18 protein-coding genes are annotated in these 20,433 nt (G+C 73.8%); 8 read left to right on the plus strand and 10 right to left on the minus strand.

All coding sequences use genetic code 11. From position 1 onward, the window contains the following. Nucleotides 1-37: 37 nt before the first annotated feature. Nucleotides 38-514 (plus strand): NUDIX hydrolase, encoded by a 477-nt coding sequence (locus IEX22_RS09815; RefSeq protein ID WP_188668178.1) that lies wholly within the window; start codon nucleotides 38-40, stop codon nucleotides 512-514. Between the two features lie 73 nt (nucleotides 515-587). Here the strand turns inward: IEX22_RS09815 and IEX22_RS09820 are convergent, their stop codons facing one another. From IEX22_RS09820 to IEX22_RS09830, 3 genes are all read right to left on the minus strand, one after another. Continuing rightward, nucleotides 588-2,003 (minus strand): class II fumarate hydratase, encoded by a 1,416-nt coding sequence (locus IEX22_RS09820; protein ID WP_188668180.1) that lies wholly within the window; start codon nucleotides 2,001-2,003, stop codon nucleotides 588-590. Between the two features lie 81 nt (nucleotides 2,004-2,084). Continuing rightward, nucleotides 2,085-2,741 (minus strand): carbonic anhydrase, encoded by a 657-nt coding sequence (locus IEX22_RS09825; protein WP_188668182.1) that lies wholly within the window; start codon nucleotides 2,739-2,741, stop codon nucleotides 2,085-2,087. 84 nt (nucleotides 2,742-2,825) lie between these two features. Next, nucleotides 2,826-3,479, minus strand: coding sequence for a DUF4245 domain-containing protein (locus IEX22_RS09830; RefSeq protein WP_229659926.1), 654 nt, complete (start codon nucleotides 3,477-3,479; stop codon nucleotides 2,826-2,828). 316 nt (nucleotides 3,480-3,795) lie between these two features. Here IEX22_RS09830 and glpX point away from each other — a divergent pair, with 316 nt between their 5' ends. Continuing rightward, complete coding sequence (glpX, locus tag IEX22_RS09835) at nucleotides 3,796-4,779, plus strand: class II fructose-bisphosphatase (protein ID WP_188668256.1); 984 nt, start codon at nucleotides 3,796-3,798, stop codon at nucleotides 4,777-4,779. Between the two features lie 126 nt (nucleotides 4,780-4,905). Further along, nucleotides 4,906-6,054 carry a lipid II:glycine glycyltransferase FemX gene (locus tag IEX22_RS09840; RefSeq protein WP_188668186.1) on the plus strand — a complete coding sequence of 383 codons (1,149 nt, stop codon included), beginning with the start codon at nucleotides 4,906-4,908 and terminating at the stop codon, nucleotides 6,052-6,054. Nucleotides 6,055-6,201: 147 nt separating this feature from the next. Here IEX22_RS09840 and IEX22_RS09845 read toward each other — a convergent pair whose 3' ends face one another. From IEX22_RS09845 to IEX22_RS09865, 5 genes are all read right to left on the minus strand, one after another. Further along, on the minus strand, nucleotides 6,202-7,278 hold the full coding sequence (locus IEX22_RS09845; protein WP_188668188.1) for a DUF4062 domain-containing protein: 1,077 nt from the start codon (nucleotides 7,276-7,278) through the stop codon (nucleotides 6,202-6,204). Nucleotides 7,279-7,408: 130 nt separating this feature from the next. Beyond that, on the minus strand, nucleotides 7,409-7,951 hold the full coding sequence (locus tag IEX22_RS09850) for a hypothetical protein (RefSeq protein ID WP_188668191.1): 543 nt from the start codon (nucleotides 7,949-7,951) through the stop codon (nucleotides 7,409-7,411). A 345-nt stretch (nucleotides 7,952-8,296) separates the two neighbouring features. Then, nucleotides 8,297-9,739, minus strand: coding sequence for a mannose-6-phosphate isomerase, class I (gene manA, locus IEX22_RS09855; RefSeq protein WP_188668192.1), 1,443 nt, complete (start codon nucleotides 9,737-9,739; stop codon nucleotides 8,297-8,299). Further along, entirely contained in the window at nucleotides 9,729-10,217 is a 489-nt protein-coding gene (gene purE / locus IEX22_RS09860; protein ID WP_188668258.1) for a 5-(carboxyamino)imidazole ribonucleotide mutase, read from the minus strand. The genes manA and purE overlap by 11 nt, the downstream gene beginning before the upstream one ends. Nucleotides 10,218-10,258: 41 nt before the next feature. After that, on the minus strand, nucleotides 10,259-11,476 hold the full coding sequence (locus IEX22_RS09865; protein ID WP_188668194.1) for a 5-(carboxyamino)imidazole ribonucleotide synthase: 1,218 nt from the start codon (nucleotides 11,474-11,476) through the stop codon (nucleotides 10,259-10,261). Between the two features lie 224 nt (nucleotides 11,477-11,700). Between IEX22_RS09865 and IEX22_RS09870 the strand changes: the two genes are divergently transcribed. Next, nucleotides 11,701-12,282 carry a GtrA family protein gene (locus IEX22_RS09870; RefSeq protein ID WP_188668196.1) on the plus strand — a complete coding sequence of 194 codons (582 nt, stop codon included), beginning with the start codon at nucleotides 11,701-11,703 and terminating at the stop codon, nucleotides 12,280-12,282. A 51-nt stretch (nucleotides 12,283-12,333) separates the two neighbouring features. On the opposite strand, the gene IEX22_RS09875 is transcribed toward IEX22_RS09870, so the two are convergent. Next, nucleotides 12,334-13,056 (minus strand): TIGR03089 family protein, encoded by a 723-nt coding sequence (locus tag IEX22_RS09875; RefSeq protein WP_188668198.1) that lies wholly within the window; start codon nucleotides 13,054-13,056, stop codon nucleotides 12,334-12,336. 575 nt (nucleotides 13,057-13,631) lie between these two features. Between IEX22_RS09875 and IEX22_RS16085 the strand changes: the two genes are divergently transcribed. Genes IEX22_RS16085 through IEX22_RS09890 form a run of 3 tightly spaced genes read left to right on the plus strand, consistent with a single transcriptional unit; the run spans nucleotide 13,632 to nucleotide 19,348 of the window. Beyond that, nucleotides 13,632-14,183: a WhiB family transcriptional regulator gene (locus IEX22_RS16085; protein WP_188668200.1), complete on the plus strand. Its 552-nt coding sequence runs from the start codon at nucleotides 13,632-13,634 to the stop codon at nucleotides 14,181-14,183. A gap of 7 nt (nucleotides 14,184-14,190) precedes the next feature. Beyond that, nucleotides 14,191-17,712: a glycosyltransferase family 2 protein gene (locus IEX22_RS09885; protein ID WP_188668202.1), complete on the plus strand. Its 3,522-nt coding sequence runs from the start codon at nucleotides 14,191-14,193 to the stop codon at nucleotides 17,710-17,712. Next, a complete protein-coding gene (locus IEX22_RS09890; RefSeq protein WP_188668204.1) occupies nucleotides 17,705-19,348 on the plus strand; it encodes a DUF5719 family protein in 1,644 nt (547 codons plus the stop codon). The genes IEX22_RS09885 and IEX22_RS09890 overlap by 8 nt, the downstream gene beginning before the upstream one ends. A 6-nt stretch (nucleotides 19,349-19,354) precedes the next feature. Here IEX22_RS09890 and IEX22_RS09895 read toward each other — a convergent pair whose 3' ends face one another. Beyond that, nucleotides 19,355-19,861 (minus strand): hypothetical protein, encoded by a 507-nt coding sequence (locus IEX22_RS09895; protein ID WP_188668206.1) that lies wholly within the window; start codon nucleotides 19,859-19,861, stop codon nucleotides 19,355-19,357. Nucleotides 19,862-19,973: 112 nt separating this feature from the next. Here IEX22_RS09895 and IEX22_RS09900 point away from each other — a divergent pair, with 112 nt between their 5' ends. After that, complete coding sequence (locus IEX22_RS09900; RefSeq protein WP_188668208.1) at nucleotides 19,974-20,366, plus strand: DUF3499 domain-containing protein; 393 nt, start codon at nucleotides 19,974-19,976, stop codon at nucleotides 20,364-20,366. Nucleotides 20,367-20,433: the final 67 nt, after the last annotated feature.

A 20,433-nucleotide genomic window follows, 5' to 3' on the forward strand; every position in this document is an offset into this window, starting at 1 on the left:
CGGCTCACGCCCGACGCGGCGCTCCTAGACTGGCGGCATGCCCGTCCCCGATTTCATCCTGGCCATGCGCGAGAAGCTCGGCACCGACCTGATCTGGACGCCGGGGGTGAGCGCCGTCGTGCTCGACGACGAGGGCCGGGTGCTGCTCGGCCGGCGCGCCGACAACGGGCGCTGGTGCCTGATCACCGGCATCCTCGACCCGGGGGAGGAACCCGCCGTCGGGGCCGTGCGCGAGGTGGCGGAGGAGACCGGCGTGATCGCACGCGTGGAGCGGCTGGCCTCCGTCAGCGCCGGCGACCCCGTCACCTTCCCCAACGGGGACCACGCCCAGTTCCTCGACCTGACCTTCCGTTGCCGCTACGTCTCGGGTGAGGCGCACGTGGCCGACGACGAGTCGACGGCGGTCGGCTGGTTCGCCGTCGACGACCTCCCCGACTCCGTGCCCCCGCACCAGCGGTGGCGGCTGGAGACCGCGCTCGCGGACACGGGCGAGGCGGTGTTCGCCCGAGACTGACGCCGGGACGCCGAACGGCGGCCGGAGTGCTCTCCGACCGCCGTTCGGCGTGGCGCGCAGAGCGGGGACGAGGTCAGGCGTTCGGCCCGGTCATCGTCGTGACGTCCAGCGCCGCGTCCAGCTGCTCCTCGGTGAGCTCGCCGCGTTCGACGAATCCGAGCGCGACGGTCGCCTCGCGGACGGTCAGGCCCTCGGCGACGGCCTTCTTGGCGATCTTCGCGGCGTTCTCGTAGCCGATGTACTTGTTCAGCGGCGTGACGATGGACGGGGACGCCTCGGCGAGGAACCGCGCCCGGTCCACGTTGGCCTCGATGCCGTCGATCATCTTGTCCGCCATCACCCGGGCGGTGGTGGTGAGCAGGCGGATGGACTCGAGCAGGTTGGCGGCCATCACCGGGATGCCGACGTTGAGCTCGAACGCGCCGTTGGTGGAGGAGAGGGCGATGGTGGTGTCGTTGCCGATAACCTGGGCGGCGACCTGGATCGCGGCCTCGCAGATCACCGGGTTCACCTTGCCCGGCATGATCGAGGAGCCCGGCTGCAGGTCCGGGATGGCGATCTCGCCCAGGCCCGTGTTGGGGCCCGAGCCCATCCAGCGCAGGTCGTTGTTGATCTTGATCAGCGAGTACGCGATGGTGCGCAGCTGCCCGGAGGCCTCGACCAGCCCGTCCCGGTTGGCCTGCGCCTCGAAGTGGTTGCGGGCCTCGGTCAGCGGCAGGGCGGTCTCCTCGGCGAGGATGGCGATCACCTTCTGCGGGAAGCCGGCCGGGGTGTTGATGCCGGTGCCGACGGCGGTGCCGCCCAGGGGCACCTCGGCGACGCGCGGCAGGGACGCCTCGATCCGCTCGATGCCGTAGCGCACCTGTGCGGCGTAGCCGCCGAACTCCTGGCCCAGGGTCACCGGGGTGGCGTCCATCAGGTGGGTGCGGCCGGACTTGACGACGTCCTTGAACTGAGCGGCCTTCCGGCCCAGCGACGCGTCGAGGTAGGTGAGCGCCGGGATGAGGTCGTTCAGCAGGGCGCTGGTCGCCGCGACGTGCACCGAGGTGGGGAACACGTCGTTGGAGGACTGGGAGGCGTTGACGTGGTCGTTCGGGTGGACGGTCTTCTCCGACCCGGCGGCCTTGAGGGCCCGGGTGGCGAGCTCGGCGATGACCTCGTTGGTGTTCATGTTCGACGAGGTGCCGGAGCCGGTCTGGAACACGTCGATGGGGAAGTCCCCGTCGTACTGGCCGGCGGCGACGGCGTCGGCGGCGTCGGCGATGGCGTCCGCGAGGTCGCCGTCGAGCACCCCGAGCTCGGCGTTGGCGCGGGCGGCGGCCTTCTTGATCAGGGCCAGGGCCTCGATGTGCTTGCGCTCGAGCGTCTTGCCGGAGATCGGGAAGTTCTCGACGGCCCGCTGCGTCTGCGCGCGGTACAGGGCGTTGACGGGCACGCGGACCTCGCCCATCGTGTCGTGTTCGATGCGGTACTCGGGGGTGTCGGACACCGGTGTCTCCTCGTGGTGGCGGTGGGTGGTGACCCGGTCGGCGTCGTCGCGATCGGGCGGGTCGGGGACGCGTCGGTCGGGTCAGCCCGTCGTCGTCAGGGGCGTCGTCGTGGAGACGACCGTTCCGGTGCCGTCATCGAGGCGGTAGCTGACGCCGACGACGGCGGTGCGTCCGTCCGCGACGGCCTCGGCGATGACGCGGGAGTTGTCCTCGAGCCGGGCGGCGGTCTGGCGCACGTGCTCGTCGATCATGGCGGTCAGGTCGTCGTGGCCCTCGCGCTTGGCGGTCAGCACGGACGGGGTGATCCGCTCGACCAGATCGCGGATGAACCCGGCCGGCATCTGCCCGCTGTCGACGGCGTCGCGGGTGGCGGTCACGGCGCCGCAGCTGTCGTGGCCGAGGATGACGATGAGGGGGACGCCGAGCACCGCGATCGAGTACTCGAGGGAGCCGAGCACGGCGTCGTCGATCACCTGACCGGCCGTGCGGATGACGAACACGTCACCCAGGCCCACGTCGAAGATGATCTCGGCGGCCAGCCGCGAGTCCGAGCAGCCGAAGATGACGGCGAAGGGGTGCTGGGCGTTCACCAGGGCGGTGCGACGAGCGGCGTCCTGGTTGGGATGGTTGGACCGTCCGGCGACGAACCGGCGGTTGCCGTCGGCGAGTCGCTGCCAGGCTTCGGCGGGGCTGACCGGACCGGAGGGACTGGGGCGTGACGTCACGGGTGCCAGCATAGTCAGTCCGCCGGGCCGGCAGGCGCGTGTGACGGGCGTACCGGACGCGGCCGTTGGGTCGGCGAGGTGTCGGGTCCGGTGCCGTCAGGGGGTGGCGCCGGGTGCCGGTGCGGTGGCCGCCGTCGTCGGTACGGCCGACGTCGTGCCGGCCGCGGTCAGGTCCGCGACCACGGCCCCCGCCAGGGTCGACAGGGCGTCGTCCGAGGCCTGACCGCGCAGGATGACGGTGGAGCCGCCGATCGTGGCGACCAGGGACTTGGTGCCGGCCTTGTCCCGCAGCTCGAACCGCTGCCCGGCGACCGTGCGGTCCGAGGTGACCGGGGCGTTCTCCGTCACCTGCGCGATCCAGGTGGGGTTGGCGCGCTTCGCGGCGGCCTGGGTCAGGGCGATGAACTGCTGATCGCCGCTGACGTACCCGACCTCCCAGTTGGGCACGCCCGTGCTGCTGCCGGCGTTGAGGCGCGCATAGTTCGCGCTCCATCCCGCCGGCATCGCCGCGACCGGGGGGAACCCGGCACCCGGCGCCGCCTGCGCGGCGATCGCGGGCACGTCCACCGGCGGCCGGTACGTCTCGGCCCGCTGGCCCGGCGTGAGCAGCAGCACCGGGATGATGACCGCGAGCGTGACGGCGACGGCGATCAGCAGGCCCGTGGCCGACGAGCGCATCCGCTTGGCCTGCGCGGCGCTGAGCACGGCGGGCGGCGGCTGCGTGGGCGGGGCGGGGTCGGGGGAACTCACACCCTCCATCCTGCCGCATCCGCCGGCGGCTCCGGCGCGGTTCCCCCGTCGTCACGGAAGCCGCCGGGAAGGCCCGCGTGGGTAGGATCGAACCGTCCGCGCTGGACATTCGAAGATCCGATCACTCGAAGATGAGGTCACCGTGTCCGAGAAGACCACCGATACGCCGACGCCCGCGCCCGCGAAGGCCGGACCCGAGACCGGTGCCCCCGGCAACGGTGCGCCTCAGACGCCGGCGGACGTCGCCCCCTCGGTCGTCGAGGCCCTCTCGCAGCCGCACCACGCGGAACACCGGTTCTCGGAACTCTCCCCGACGCTGGCCACCACGGACCGTGAGCCGGACCGCAACCTCGCCCTCGAGCTGGTCCGTGTGACCGAGGCCGCGGCCATCGCCGGCGGCTTCTGGGTCGGCATCGGTGACAAGAACAAGGCCGACGGCGCCGCCGTCGACGCCATGCGCTCGTTCCTGCACTCCGTCCGGTTCAACGGCGTCGTCGTGATCGGCGAGGGTGAGAAGGACGAGGCCCCGATGCTGTTCAACGGCGAACGCGTCGGCGACGGCACCGGCCCCGAGGTGGACGTCGCCGTCGACCCGATCGACGGCACCCGGCTGACCGCGCTCGGCATGGACAACGCCCTGGCCGTGCTCGCCGTCGCCGAGCGCGGCTCGATGTACGACCCGTCCGCCGTGTTCTACATGGACAAGCTCGTCACCGGGCCCGAGGCCGCCGAGATGGTCGACCTGCGGCTGCCCGTCAAGCAGAACCTGCACCTGATCGCCAAGTCGCTCGGCAAGAGCGTCAGCCAGGTGACCGTCATGGTGCTGGACCGGGAACGGCACAAGCCGCTGGTCAAGGAGATCCGCGACGCGGGCGCCCGCACCAAGTTCATCGTCGACGGCGACGTCGCCGGCGCCATCGCCGCGGCCCGCGAGGGCACCGGCGTGGACGCGCTGATGGGCGTCGGCGGCACCCCGGAGGGCATCGTCGCCGCGTGCGCGCTCAAGACCCTGGGTGGCGCGATCCAGGGCCGGCTGCACCCGACCAGCGACGAGGAGCGGCAGAAGGCGATCGACGCCGGCCATGACCTCGACGCGGTGCTGCTCACGGACGACCTCGTCACCAGCGACAACTGCTACTTCGCGGCCACCGGCATCACCAACGGCGACCTGCTCAGCGGCGTCCGGTACAGCAACACGACCGTGCGCACCCAGTCCATCGTGATGCGCTCGAAGTCCGGCACCGTCCGCTTCGTCGAGGCCGAGCACCAGGCCGAGAAGTGGACCGACTACGCCCGCTGAGCCGGGCGACGCCGCCGCGCGGCACGCCGGGCACCCCCGGCGGTGCCCGGCGCGTGACATAGGCTGGATGCCGCCCGGCGGCCGTGCCGGCGGGCCCGTCGTATCGCCGAGCCCGTCAGGAGAGCCGTGAGCCAGAACCACGCGACCGTCACCCCGATCGACGACCGGAGCACGTGGGACGCGACGGTCGAGGCGCTCGGTGGGCACCCGCTGCAGCTGTGGGGCTGGGGGCAGGTCAAGGCCGAGCACGGGTGGCAGGTGGAGCGGCTGCTCGTCGCCGACCCGGCCGCCGACCCGGGGTCCGGCCCCGAGGCGGCCATGGGCGCCGCCGAGGTGGCCTACCGGTTCCTGCCGTGGCCGTTGCGCTCCCTCGCCTACGTCTCCCGTGGTCCGGTGGGCGATCCCGAGCGCGCGGCCGAGGTGCTGGAGGCGGTCGCCGCGCACGTGAAGGCCACCCGCGGCTCGGTCGCCCTCGTCGTCGAGCCCGACTGGGAAGCCGGCTCGCCGGGTGAGGCGCGGCTGACCGCTGCCGGTTTCCACCGCACCGACGCCACCATCCTCATCCCGCGCACCCTGATCCTCGACCTCACCCGCACCGAGGACGAGCTGATGGCCGCGATGCACCGCACCACGCGGGCGAACGTGCGCAAGAACCTGCGCAGCGACCTCGAGTTCCGCCGCATCGCCACGGAGGCCGAGCTGGAGAAGGTCCTGACCCTCTACCGGGACACCGCGGCCCGGGCCGGGTTCGGCGTCCACGATGACGACTACTACCGCGACATCTGGCGATTCCTCGGCGACAACTCGCCGATCGTGGCCGCGTTCGACGACGGCGAGCCGATCGCCTTCGTGTGGATCGCGCGCAGCGCGGCCACCGCGTTCGAACTCTACGGCGGGGTGTCCCCGGCCGGGCAGAAGGCGCGCGCCAACTACGGGGTCAAGTGGGCGGCGTTCACCGAGATGAAGGCCGCCGGGTGCACCCGGTACGACCTCAACGGGCTCCTGAACGACGGCATCTCCGACTTCAAGAAGCAGTTCGCGCAGCACGAGGACCAGCTCACCGGAACGTGGGAGCTGCCCCTGTCCCCGCTCTACCCGGTGTTCGCGAAGGCCATGCCGCTCGCGCGGAAGGTGGTCACCCGGGCGCGGCCGGCCGCGAAGGCGGCGATCGCCGGGGCCGTCCCGGCGGTGCGGCGCGCGGTCGGGGGCGCCCTGCCCGCGGCACGGTCGGTCGTCGCCACGGTGCGCTCGCGGGGTTCGCGTTCCGGGCAGTGACCGCGTCCGCCCCGGTCTAGGTGCTGGCAATCGGCGGCCAAGATCCGGCCGCTCATGCCTGTCAAGGCCGCCCGGGTGCGGGTGCCGGGATTTACTGATTGAACTGCGAGCAGAAGGCCCGAAATACGCTACGCGGACGCGCGGCGACTAGGTCAACTTAGTGTCTGCTTCTTGCTCCGATTCTTCGGGAACGTCACTATTGGTCTCCTCGGGCTTCTCGGTGGGCTCTGCGGCGCGCGCTTCAATCTCCATCAACCGAATGTGAGTATCAAGTTCTCGGCCAAGATCGGTCAGACTCCAATATTCACCTGAATCCGCTACGGCGTGCTTCCGTGGGGACGGTGCAACGACGCCGAGTGCCCTAAGGTCCGAAAGTAAGTCTCGTACCTGATTCACTGCCACCAGATACCATGGTCTTGACCGATCTTCCCTCAACTGCATCGCCAAGTCTGCCGCAGCCTTCGACAACTCAACCTCGGTGGCCAACGAAGGGGCCAATAAGAAGAACAGATCGTCTAGCGATATGGGGTCCGAGCGTACCCAGTTATTATCGTTACGATACTTGTAATCGAAAGAACGCTTGATTTTCTCGAACTTAGTTAGCATTGCCTCAAGTTCGTTAGATTTGTCGATCTCGCGCTGGGCTTGCAGGTTGAGAACTTCCTCCCGCAAGCGCGAATTCTCGGAGCTCAACCGCGTCAGCTCCTGGGTGACTTCGGGGCCCGCTGCGGCGGACGCCCGAACCCATCCGTCGCGAGGATTTGCGGTAAATGCCTTCGACAGTGCGATTGAGACTTTCCCGTAGAGGTCCTCGGCGGAATTCCAGAAACTCACCGGCTTCGACTTGACGAGAGCCTTGAACTTATTCAGTGCCACGACCGATTCTGAGTCTCGATCCATCGACTCTCCCGGCCAGCGGCTGGAATCGTCTAGCACGAACCCCATGACTGGAACTCCGCGAGCTGCCGCATACTCGTATTCCTTCTGGGTATAGCTAACGCCGTTTACGGTTGAGCCGTAGCGGTGCGCGATGATGACGCAGTAGTAGTCTGACTCGTCAATATGTCGCGCTATAATCTTCCACTGTTCTTCGTCGGCCGCACTAAACATCTCCATGCCGACCGGAATGTGCCCCATTTCCAATATGGCTTTTATAACCGTATCGCGTTCATGCTTCAGGTCGTCAAATGTTGAACTTACGAAAACTTGATACTTAGTTGCCAAGTTTCTTCCTGCCATCCCTTAGTGCTGGTCGCCGTGTTCGAGTGGTTCTCGTTCCATTGCACCATGGCGAGTCCCGCCTGTGGTGTATTGCGGTGTTGGCAATAGCCGACGCGACCTGCGCTGTTCGTGGTTATCCTGCTGGTTTCGCCCGCAAGTGGTAGTCCTTATGACGTTGGCTTGGTGCGAGCCGCTCCGGCTCGGCCGGTCGGCGTGGCGGGCCGCCCGCCACGCCGCGCCTGGGCGCGGACAACCGCGCGGCGACCGTCTCCACCTGACCGCGGGCGACGTGCGGGTCACCATCCGCCGCGATGCACAGGTGCGCGGCGGCATTCGCGTACCAGGCGGCCGCGTCGGCCCGGCCCATCGCCGCGAACACGCCCGCGGCCTCGCCGAGCAGGTCGGCCCGGCCGCCGGCGGCACGCCGAACGTCGGCGGCGGCATCATCGAACGCGACGTCGCGGCGGCTGGCGTGCCGGGAGGCCACCCCCATCAGCGTCGCGATCGCCAGCCGGTCCCGCCCCGTCATGCCGTTCCGAACCGGTGGCCGGTGCAGGTGCCCGGTCACGGCGACGGGCGAATCCGACCGGCGGGCCGGCCGTGCCGCGGCTGCGGGGTGGGTGACCGGGAACCCGGGGGTGGAGGGAGCGTGAACGTCGAGCGGGGTGTCCGTCATGGGGCCCATCGTGGCGGCCCCCACCGACAGAATCGCCGGGCGGCGACGGTCCTTCGCGGGTGGCGCCGGCGGGAGCGCACGGCGAAGGGGAGCAGAGGGCGGACGTGCGCGGTGAGTCAGCGGGTGACGCCCGAAACACCCCTCGACGAGCATGGCTTTCGGGCGGTGACCGCTGACTGAGCGAATGGGGACCCCGTTCTGCTGACTGAGCGGACGGTGACCCCCTTGTCGGGTGGTCACCGCTGGGCGACGTTGCCGGTCATCACCGCGAGGTCCGCGGGCAAGGATCGGAGCCGTCCGGCCGGCGCCGCGCCGGCGTCTCCGGCCGCCGTCACCCTCGCGGCCTCAGAACTCCCGGGCGACCGTCGTCGCGAAGGCGCGGGTGCGTCCGGTCGTGCCGGTGTCGGCGGGTCGCGCCATCACGGGGGCCTCCGCGGCCGGGATGAACACCGCCTCACCGCGACAGACGCGCAGCGACCCGTTCGGGGAGTCGAGCACGAGGGCGCCGTCGGTGACGAGGACGATGGCCGGGCCGTGCTGCAGGACGGGCAGGTCTCCGCTGGTCGAGTCGTCGCCGGGCGCGGCACCGAAGTCGAGGACCTGCAGGGCGAACTCGTCGAACGGGGGAGCGAACACCCGCTGGCCCCACTCGGTCTCGACGGCCGGCAGTTCCGGGACGCCGAGGGCGGCGAACCGCACGGTCGTCAGCAGCTCCGGCACGTCGACGTGCTTGCTCGTCAGCCCGCCGCGCAGCACGTTGTCCGACGCGGCCATCACCTCGATGCCGAGACCGGAGAGGTACGCGTGCACGTTCCCGGCCGGCAGGTACAGCGCCTCGCCGGGCGCCAGACTCACCCGGTTGAGCAGCAGGGAGACGACGACGCCGGGATCGCCCGGGTAGCGGGCCTGCAGGTCGACCGCCGTCGCGACGGAGTCCGCGGAGCCGGCGGAGAACCGGCGCGGATCGAGGGTCCCGAGGGCCTCGGCGGCCCGCGCGGCGTCCTCCGGGCGGTCGAAGACCCGGGCGAACGCGTCCCGCAGGCGGGGATCCCCGCCCGACGAACCGCCCGACGAACCGCCCGACGAACCGCCCGACGAACCGCCCGACGAACCGCCCGACGAACCGCCCGACGGCGCATCCGCGTCGGCGGCGGCCGGCGCGTCGCCGGAGAGCAGGTCGGCCAGCTCACCGAGCAGGGTCACGCCGCCGTGGTGAGGCTCGTCGGCGTCGCCGTCGAGCGCGGCGAGCACCTCCCGCAGCAGGGCCGCCGTCCGGCCGGGTTCCCGGAACCCGGACAGCGCCGCGAAGTCGCTCAGGGCGTAGATCATCTCGGGCTTGTGATTGCGGTCCTTGTAGTTCCGCTCGGCCGCGTCCCGCGCCACCCCGGCGGCGTCCTCGGCGTCGTAGCCGGCCTCGGCCTGCGCGATCGTCGGGTGCACCTGCAGGGAGAGCGGGGCGCCGGCCGCGAGGACTTTCATCAGGAAGGGCAGTCGGCCGTCGAACCGCTCGGCGACGCCGGCGCCCAGGGTCGCCACCGGTTCGCGTGCGATCACCGCGTCCAACCGGGAGCCCGCCGCCGGCTCGCCGGGCGCGATCGTCGAGGGGGAATCGGGATGGGCGCCGAGCCACAGCTCTGCCTCGGGATCCCCGGAGGGCTCCCGCCCGAGCAGGGTCGCGATCGCCGTCGTCGACCCCCAGTCGTAGGGGCGGATGGGGCTGGTCAGGCGGAACACGCGGGCTCCCTTCACGTCGTCGGGCACGGTCGCGGGGCCGAGGTCAGCCCGCATCGAGCCCGCCCCGCAGCTTCTCGCCCTTGGCCATCGCGGTGGACCGCAGGTCGGTGGCGAACCGGGTCAGGGCTTCGCGCAGCCGGGCCGCGTGCTCGTCGGCGCCGGCGCCGAGGATGCGGGCGGCCAGCAGTCCCGCGTTCCGGGCGCCGCCGATCGAGACGGTCGCCACCGGCACGCCGGCGGGCATCTGCACGATGGAGAGCAGGGAGTCCATGCCGTCGAGGGTCTTCAGCGGCACCGGCACCCCGATCACCGGCAGCGGGGTGACCGCGGCGAGCATGCCGGGCAGGTGGGCGGCACCCCCCGCGCCGGCGATGATGACCCGCAGTCCGCGGCCGGCGGCCTCGCGGCCGTACGCGATCATGTCCTCGGGCATCCGGTGCGCGGAGACGACGTCGGCCTCGTAGCCGATGCCGAACTCGTCGAGCGCCTCGGCAGCCGCGCGCATCACGGGCCAGTCGGAGTCCGAGCCCATGACGACGCCGACCAGCGGCGCCGCGTCGGGCGTCGCGGCGCTCACCGGGCACCGCCCGCGGTCACGGCGTCGGCCCGGCTGTCGCGGTCGCCCGTCGGGCCGTCGGCCAGGGTCCGGGCCGCCTCCTCGGCGGCCTCCCGCACGGCCGGCAGGTCCGCAGCCGTGGGGGCGACGACGTTGACGTGCCCGATCTTCCGGCCGGGCCGGACCCCCTTGCCGTAGGTGTGCACCTTGACCGCCGGGGCGTCGGCCATCACCTGCGGGTAGACGGCGAACAGGTCGGGGTTGGCCCCGCCGAGCACGTTCTTCATCACCGCGGCGGCGCCGACGACGTCGGTGGCGCCCAGGGGCAGGTCGAGCACGGCGCGCAGGTGCTGTTCGAACTGGCCGGTCACGCTGCCGTCCATGGTCCAGTGGCCGCTGTTGTGCGGGCGCATGGCGAGCTCGTTGACGGCGAAGCCGGGTCCGACGCCGGGCGTCTCGAACAGTTCGACGGCGAGGACGCCGGTGACGCCGAGCTCGGCGGCCAGTCGCTGGGCGGCGTCGGTCGCGGCGGCGGCGACCGCGGGATCGAGCCCGGGCGCGGGGGCGATCACCTCGTCGCACACGCCGGCCACCTGGATGCTCTCGACGACGGGCCAGGAGGCGATCGCGCCCGACGGGGTGCGGGCCAGCAGGGCGGAGAGCTCCCGGCTGAACGGGACCTTCTGCTCGGCCAGCAGCGGCCCGCCCGCGCCGGAGGAATCGCTGAACCAGTCCGCGGCGGCGCGGGCGGCGTCGGCGTCCTCGATCACGCGCACGCCCTTGCCGTCGTAGCCCCCGCGTGGGGTCTTGAGGATGACGGGCCAGCCGGTCGTCTCGCCGAACGCGACCAGGGCGTCGACGTCGTCGACGGCGGCCCACGCGGGATTCGGCAGACCCAATCGGTCCACGGCGGCCCGCATCACGAGTTTGTCCTGCGCGTGCACGAGGGCGTCCGGGCCCGGGTGCACGGCCACGCCCTCGGCGATCAGGGTCCGTAGGTGCTCCGTCGGCACGTGCTCGTGGTCGAAGGTGAGGACGTCGACGTCGGCGGCGAACCGGCGCAGGGCGTCCAGGTCGCGGTGGTCGCCGAGCTCGAACCGGTGCACCGCCGCCACCGCGCACTCGTCCGCGGACGTCGCCAGCACCCGCAGGTCGAGTCCCAGCTCCGTCGCGGGCGGTGCCATCATGCGGGCCAGCTGGCCTCCGCCCACGACGCCGATCACAGGTCTGTCCATCCCGTCAGCCTATCCAGCGGACCCCCGAGCCGGCGCCGCATGACGACGCCGGCGCCCGCGCCGGTGCGCACCGTCACGCGGCGCCGGCCCCGGACGGGCGGGCCCCGGCGGTAGAGTGGCTCCGTGGCGGCGGCCGATTCCGGCGACGGCGGCCGTGTTCCTCCGGCCCGCGCACGGGCCCCTCGATCGCGAGACGGCGATCCCAGCACGATGGCGAGGTCAGCATGCACGCACTGGTGGAGCGGTTCCGCGGGCTCTTCTCCATGCTCGTCCGGGAGATCCTGAAGTTCGGAACCGTGGGCGCCATCGGTGTCGTGATCAACAACGGCGTGTGGTTCCTGCTCGTCCACGGCCCGATGGCCGACAGCCACGCGAAGGCGAAGGTCGTCTCCGGCATCGTCGCGACGCTCTTCGCGTGGGTCGCCAACCGCTACTGGACGTTCCGGCACAAGCGGCAGCCCAACAAGGTGCGCGAACTGATCCAGTTCCTCGTCATCAACGCCATCGGCGTGGGCATCGAGGCCGGCTGCGTGTGGTTCACCTTCTACGTGCTGGGGCTGAGGGACACAACGTCCTCGTTCATCGCCGGCGGCGTGGTGGGTCTCGCGCTGGGCACGGTGTTCCGGTTCATCGCCTACCGCTACTGGGTGTTCGCGGCCGAACTCAACACCGAACCGGAGTTCGCCGACGACATCGCGGCCCACGACCAGCAGCGCTGGACCGAGACCGAACGGCTGCGTCAGGTCCGCGCCGAGGAGGTCCGCCGCGACGAGGTCCGGCAGGGCCTGGAGTCCGACGGCCGCTGAAGCCCCGCTCCACGCGTCCGCCGCACCGGGTCACCGGTGGGGAGGACGGCGTCAGTTCACGCGCACCGCGCGCTCGGAGACGAGCACCGCGTCGGTGAGGCGGTCGACGTCGTCCGCGATCAGCACCGCGACGCCGTCGAGCCACGCGCTCACGGCGCGCTGGAGGCTGCCCGCCAGGCCGACAGACGGATCCAGGGCGCGCGCGGCGCCCGGCTCGCCGACGCCGGGCGCCGCGCGGGACAGATCGACCGATCGACCGTCCTCGACCAGGCGGAGCCGGTCGGTCGGCGCCTCCCCGCCGAAGCCGTCGCCGAACGCGCGGACCATCGCCGCGTAGTCCAGCACGTCACCGGGCAGCTCGCCGGCGTAGGCCAGGTCCAGGGCGCCGAGGGCGACGACGACCTCGTGGTCCGCCCGCGGGGCGCCGTCCACGGCCGGGGCGACGTCGACGTGCACCGCGACGTCGCTGCTGTCCGTCCCGGTGTGCAGCACGGCGCCGGCCTGCCACGCTCCGAGGGCGATGGCGAGCGTGCGCCAGTGCACCGGCAGGGCCAGCCGGACGGGCACGCCGGGCTCGACGTCGCACTCCTCGACCAGGAGATTGGCGGTCTTCGCCGACCAGTTCAGCAGCACCGCACCGGACAGCTCGATGCGCTCCCCGGCCGGCCCGTACCAGATCAACCGGGGTGCGGGGCCGGCCGCGGCGAGCGACCGCTCGAGCTCGGCGAAGACGGGGGCGTCGGTGGTGCCGGTCGCGTCACTGGCAGAGGTCATGGTCGGTGTCCTGTCGACGGGGTGCGGGTGCGGGACCCTCATTGTGTCGCAACGGGGGTCGCAACGGCCGACGGCGCCGGCGGCGGGAGACGGGGTGCGGAGGACCACCGGATCCGCTGGGCACACGACACGCCCGGGGGAGCGAGGACACGCCGGTACCGCCTCGGATTCGCCGCTTCCGCTTGACGTTGCTGTACTTACACGCGTGTAATTAGGTATCGGTCGAGGCGCGGCCGGAGCAGCGATACGCACGACAGCACCACGTCCGGCGGGCAGCCTCACGCCCGGCGGAACGAACCCAGCAGGGCGGACCCACGGATCCGTCACCCACCCGTCATCCGCCGGCGGTCCCCGCCGACGGTACCCGAGCACGACCAGCGGAGACCACCGCAGGAGCCCGGCGACGATCGGACTCCTCTCGAGTCGGTGGGCGACCCGCGGGACCGAGCACGCACACCGGTCGGAGGTCTCAGCCAACCGATCGGTGGGGTCCTTCGGAGCGCCCGACCGGCCGGGGGACCAGGCGGTCTTCTGTCCGAGCACCGACCAGCAGACCGAGCAGACGAGGAGTACCAGTGGGAGCAGCGGAGCAGGCGCAGGAGCGATACCTCGCCGCGGATACCGCCAGTCGACACGGGGCCCGAGCCGTCCCCGACGACTGGTACGTCGACCCCGCCGACCCGGACGCCTCGCGCCGGTACCGGGAACACACCCAGCGCTCCCTCGAGGACGCCGCGACCGCGTTCCTCGCCGAGCACGAGGCCTTCGAGGAGTCCGGAGTCACCGCCCTCGCCGGCGCCCCGACCGCGGCCCCCACCCACGCCGCCCAGCCGGCCCACGATCTGCAGATCAGCCCCGCCATCTGGCTCGGGCTGCCGGGCACCTCCCCGGACCCCGCCGACGACGGTGAGCTCTCCTGGCAGGCCGACGCCCTGTGCGCCCAGACCGACCCCGAGGCGTTCTTCCCCGAGAAGGGCGGCTCCACCCGCGACGCCAAGAAGGTCTGCGGCGCCTGCACCGTCCGCTCCCAGTGCCTGCAGTACGCCCTCGAGAACGACGAGCGCTTCGGCATCTGGGGCGGCATGTCCGAGCGCGAGCGTCGTCGGCTGCGCAGGCGCGCCGTCTGACCCCGGCGTGCACGTCACGGCCGTCCTCGTCGCCCACGACGGCGAGCACTACCTGCCCCGGACCCTCGCGGGGCTGACGGGACAGCACCACCCCCTCGACGCCGTCGTCGCGGTCGACACCGGGTCCACGGACCGCACCGTCGACCTGCTGCGGGCCGGCCTGCCCGCCGGGTCCCGGCTGGTGCACACCGACCCCGGCACCCCCTTCTCCGCCGCCGTCGCCCGCGGTCTGCAGGACGTGGACGGCGCGAACCTCGACCCCGGCGACGCCGGATCGCGCTGGATCTGGCTGCTGCACGACGACGGCGCGCCCGACCCGGACGCCCTCGCCCGGCTGCTGACCGCCGTCGAGACCGCCCCCTCCGTGACCATCGCCGGCTGCAAGCAGCTGCACTGGGACGACCCGCGGGCCCTGATGGACGTGGGCCTGCACGTGAGCCGCTGGGCCGAGCGGCTGACCCTGATCGCCCCCGACGAGCAGGACCAGGGCCAGCACGACGCCGTCAGCGACGTCTTCGCCGTCAACTCCGCCGGCATGCTGATCCGGCGTGACGTGTGGGACGCCCTCGCCGGTTTCGATCCGGCCCTGCCGGTCACCGGCGACGACGTCGACCTGTGCTGGCGCAACCGGCTGGCCGGACACCGCGTGATCGTGGTGCCCCGCGCCCGGATCCGGCACGCCGCCGACCGGGCGATCACCCGGCCGCGTCGACGCGAGCACGCCCAGCGTCGCCGCGCCCAGGTGCACCTGCGGCTGACCCACGCACCCGCGTGGCGGCTGCCGTTCACCGTGCTCGGCGCCCTGCTCGGCAGCCTCGGAACGCTGCTCGTCAGCCTGCTCGCGAAGGAACCCGGGTACGGGCTGACCGAACTCGCCGCGACGGTCGCCGCCGTGGGCCGGCCGCTCGCGGTGCTCCGGTCCCGGCGCCGGGCGGCGGCGAGCCGGCGCGTGTCCCGTTCGGTCGTGCGGCCGCTGCTGACGTCGGCGCGGGAGGTCCGCTCGCACCGCCGGTCCCGGGCCGAGTCCGCTGCGGGCACCGTCGTCGGCGACGGGACGGGAGCCTCGGACGGCACGACGGAGGCCACCGGGGACAGCCTCGGCCGCGACGACTTCACCTCGATCGCGACCGCCGCGCGCAACGGCAGCGCCGGAGCGGTGCTCCTCGCCGTGGTGTTCGCGCTGGCCGCCGGTGCGGTGGCGTTCGCCCCGTTCTTCGCCGGTCCGGCGGTGGCCGGCGGTGCGCTGCTGCCGCTGTCGTCCGGTCCTGCCGCCGTGCTCGCCCACGCCACGTCGTGGTGGTCGACCCTCGGGGCCGGCGGACCGGCCGTGCCGGACCCGTTCGCTCTGCTGTTGGGCGTCCTGACGCTGATCGGGGCGGGCAACGGCTCGCTCGTCGTCGCCTGGCTGTTCCCGCTCGCCTTCGCGCTCAGCGCCGTGACGGCGTGGCTCGCCGTCGGTGCGGTGACCGCGCGCCGGTCCGTGCGCTTCTGGGCCGCCCTGGCCTACGCGGCGGTGCCGACACTGCAGACGGCGCTGGGCGCCGGCCGCCTCGGCGCGGTCCTGGCGCACCTCCTGCTCCCGCTCGCCGTGCTGGGACTGATCCGCGCCGTCGGCGGCGCCCGGACGCATCGGATCGACGCGCGCGGCCGGGTCAGCACGGTGGGCGACCTGCCGCGTGCCGGCACGGGCGGCACCCCCTCCTGGACCGCCGCCGCGGACGCCGGGCTCGCCGCGGGGGCGGTCGTCGCGGCCGCCCCCGTCCTGCTCCCCGCGCTGCTCGTCGCGGTCCTCGTGCTGGCGCTCGCCCTCGGCCGGCGGGCTCGCACGCTCGGCTGGTCCCTGCTGCCCGCCGTCGTGCTCGTCGCCCCGGTCCTGGTGGACCGGGTGATCGCCGCGGCCGGGGGGACGGACGCCGCCGCACCCTTCCGGGTGGTGCTCGCCGATCCCGGCCTGCCGCGCGCCGCGACGGCGGCGCCCCTGTGGCAGCAGCTGCTCGGCTTCCCGGAGCGACTGGACCTCACGGCCGCCGTGGGACCCCTGCCCGCGGGGCCGTGGGTGCTGGTCGGTGCCCTCGTGCTCGGCGCTCCCGCCGTCGCCCTCGCCGTGGCGGCCCTGTTCACCGCGCCGCGCCGCGCGGCCACCGCCCGCGGCGCCTGGCTGGCGGTGCTGCTGGGCCTGGGTACCGCCGTGCTGGCCGCCGTCCTGGTCACCGGGGTGGCAGGGGACGGCGCGGTCGTGCGGCCGTACCCGGGGCCGGCCGTCTCGCTGATCGCGCTGGGCCTGCTCGTCGCCGCGGCGACCGGCATCGAGGCCTGGACCGTGCACCGCCGGCACCGGCCCGACGTCGCCGCCGGCACCCCGTTCGGCCCGCTCGGGCGCGTCACCGGGGTGCTGGTGTGCACCGTGCTGTGTCTCGCGCCGCTGGCCGGTCTCGGGGCCCTCGCCGCGAGCCGGGTCGACGACGACCTCGCGCCGCTGGCGGCGTTGACCGGCCGGCAGGACGCCGTCGCCACGGCGCCGGCCCGCTCCCTGCCGGCCACCGCGGCCGACCGGGGGACGGGTCCTGACCGGTCCCGCACCCTCGTCCTGGACGTGGCCGAGGGCCGAGACCCGACCGCGTCGCTGGTCAGCGGCACGGGCACGACGGCGGACGCACTCTCCTCCACCGCGCTCCGTCGGCTCGCCGACGCGACCACCGCCGGTGACGACGGGGCCGTCGACGGGGCCACGGCCCTGACCCGCCGGGCCGCGGCCACCGTGCTCGCGGCCAACGGCGTGGACCCGGCCACGGACCTGGAGTCCCTCGGCGCGGCCTTCGTCGTGCTGCGTGGCGACGGTGGCGGGACCGGCACGGCGGAGCTGCTGGCCGCCAGGATCGACACCGTGCCGGGGCTGGTGGCGGTCGGCCGTACCGACGCCGGCTGGCTGTGGCGGGTGACCCCTGCCGCCGTCTCCGCCGGCACGGGCACGGTGGTGGCCCGAGCACGGCTCGTGGACGCCCAGGGCGCCACCCTGATGTACCTGCCGACCAGCGAGGACGGCACCGTCGCGCAGCTTCCCCCGGGCGCCCCCGGCCGGCAGGTGGTGCTCGCCGAGCGCGCCGACCCGCACTGGGCGGCCACCGTCGACGGTGTCGCCGCGGCCGGACGGACCGGCACCGGGCGCTCCGACTGGGCCCAGGCCTTCGCCGTTCCCGCCGGCGGCGGCCGCTTCCACGCCGCGTACTCGCATCCGGCCACGCCGTGGTGGGGCGCGGCCCAGGCCGTCGGGCTCGTCCTCACCCTGCTCCTGGCCCTGCCGTTGCGGATGCCGCGCCGGCTGACCCCGCACTGGCAACAGCCCGACGACGTGCTACGCCGTCGCGCCGCCTCCCGGGCCGGTGCGACCGCCGTCGACGTCGCCGCCACCCCGCCGGGACGCCGCGCGCCGGGAACCGGGGAGGAGCCCCGCCCCACGGAACCCGATCTGCCGGAGCGCGATCGGTGGCCGTCCGGGGACCGGCAGCCCGAAGGAGCCTCGCGTGCCTGAACCCCGACCGACGTCGCCCGCCGCCCGAGTCACCTGGCAACCGGCCGCCACCCGTCCGCCCGCCGCCGGCACGGCGACGGCGTCACGCGGCCGGCTGGCCGTCTCCGTCGCCGGGTCGGTCGCGGTGCTCGCCGCCGTGGGCGCCCTCGTGGCCGGCCCCGGATCGATGGCCGACACCGGTGCGGCGGCCGAGCCGGCCTCGACCGTCGCGGCACCGCCGGCGGCGGTCCCCGCCGCCGAGACGACCGCCGTCTGCCCCGATCCGCCGCGTCTGCTCAGCGCCGGGGCCGGGACGGACCCCCAGTTCAGCCCCGTCTCGGACAGCGCCCGCACCACCGTGACGGCCGTCGTCGGCGGAACCGCCACCGGTGCCACCGGCGCCACCGTGCTGGCACCCCTCACCGGGCAGCGCCCCCTGACGACCGTGACCGAGGCAGCGGGGTCCGCGTCCGGCGGCGCTGCGCCACGCGCCGTCGCCCGTGCCGGCGTCGCGGTCACCGCCGCGTCCGTGCTGCGAGCCGGGCCGGTGGACGAGACGCCCAGCATCGCGGCCGCGGTGCTGGGTTACGGCGCGGACGACGGCGACCTGCGGGGCCTCGCGGCCGCGACCTGTCAGCGTCCCGCCAACGACTCCTGGCTGCTGGGCGCCTCGACCACGGTGGGGCACACCGCCGTCCTCACCCTTCACAACCCCGGCACCAGTCCCGCCACCGTCGACCTCGAGCTGGCCGGCACCCGGGGACCGATCGCCGCGGCCGGCAGTCAGGGCCTGCTGCTCGCGCCGGGAAGCAGCCGCTCGATCGTCCTCGCGGGCCTGGCCCCCGACCAGGCCGACCTCGGGGTGCGGGTGCGCAGCCGGGGCGCACCCGTCGCCGCGGTGATCCAGCAGAGCGTGCTGCGGGGGCTCACGCCCGGCGGCGTCGAGTACCTGACCCCGGTGCAGGGCCCGGCCCTGAGCCGGACGGTCCCCGGTGTCACGATCCAGTCACCGGCGGCCACGGCCGCGCTGCGCCGCGGCGCGCCCGACGCCGGCCCGGTCCTGCAGCTCGCGGTGCCCGGCGACGCCGACGCGACCGTCCGGGTGCAGGCCCACGGACCGTCCGGGCAGGTCGCCCTCGGCGCCGCCGGCGTCGTGCGGGCGCGGGCCGGTGCGGTGACGACGGTCGACCTGGCCGCGTTGCCCGCCGGGACGTGGGGGTTGACGGTGCGGTCCGATGTCGCGGTGACGGCCGGCGTGCGGACCGTGCGCGGGGACGCGGCGCGTCGTGCCGCCGACATCGCCCAGGCCGGGGCCGCCGGCCGGCTGGGCCAGGACGTGCTGCTGCCGGTCGTGCCCGTCGGCACGGCGCGGCTGGCGCTGACCGCCCCGGAGCAGGCCGCCACCGTCATCCTCCGCGTGGTCGGGGCCGACGGCGGGCTCGGGCCGGCGCGCACCGTCCGGGTGGAGGCCGGCCGTACCGTCGAGACCGACCCCCGGCAGGGGGCGCCCGGAGCCGCCGCTGTCGTGCTGCGATCCGACGGGGGAGCGGTGTACGCCGCACAGGTGAGCACCACCGGCGCCAGCGGCGTGACGGTCACCGGGGTGCCGGAGCCGGACGACGAGGCGCGGCAGCTCCCGCTGCGTCTGGGGCCCTGAGCGGGCTTACTCGAACCGGCCGTAGTGCGGGTCGACCGCCTCCGGGTCCCAGTGCAGCCACGAGGCGACCAGTTCGACGATCGCGTCGTGCACCGCGTCGGCGATCGGGATGTCCCGACCGGCGAACTGCTCGACCACGCGGCGGAACACGACGACCACCACGCGCCCGTCCCGCTCGTCGAGCCGGCCCATCGGGATGCCGCCGTCGGCCAGCAGCTCGCCGGTGTCCCGGGCGCGCAGATCCTCCAGGTCGTCGGGGATCTGCTGCACCGCGAACGACACCGCGTCCAGCGCCGGCCGGTGCAGCCGCTGCAGCCTCAGCGCGGAGTCGAGGACGGCGTCGTCGAACACGTCCGTGGGGGTGCGCCGACCGGGGACGCCCCAGGGCAGGGGCCCCCCGCGCATTCCCCGTCCGTGCCGGTTGCGGCGACGCCGCGAGAACGAGCGGGACGTGGTCGCGGAGACCTCGGCGGGGACCGGCGGAACGGGCGACGGGCCGACGCTGTCGTGCATGGCAGAACTCTAGTCCGTCGCGCGGACCCCGCGCGGGCCCGCCGTCGCGTGGCGTCGCCGGACGGCGAGGCGGTGCCCGCCGGACCCGCGCCCCGGAGTAGGGTGGGGGACCGTGGGATCCTCCAGACTGTGCACCCGGACCGCCTGCGGCCAGCCGGCGGTCGCGACGCTGACCTACGTGTACGCGGACTCCACCGTGGTGCTCGGCCCGCTGGCGCTCTATCCCGAGCCGCACACCTACGACCTGTGCGGCGACCACGCCCAGCGGCTCACCGCCCCGCGCGGCTGGGAAGTCGTGCGGCTGCACACCCCGCAGGCCGGCCCGGTCGACGACCTGGCCGTCCTCGCCGACATCGTCCGGCAACCCCGGTCCGAGCCCGCGCCGGCACCCGCCCACGGTCAGCCCGCCGGCGGCCAGCGCGAGCCCGGTCAGCCGCTCGAGGCACCGTCCTCGACCGGCGTCCGCCGCGGCCACCTGCGCATCCTGCGCGAACAGCAGCCCTGATCCCGGCCGTCGCGTCCGGCTGTCCGACGCGACCCGCCCGAAGGACGGCCCGACGGCCGCCCCGACC

The organism is Tersicoccus solisilvae (genome assembly GCF_014643255.1).
Classification (GTDB): domain Bacteria; phylum Actinomycetota; class Actinomycetes; order Actinomycetales; family Micrococcaceae; genus Tersicoccus; species Tersicoccus solisilvae.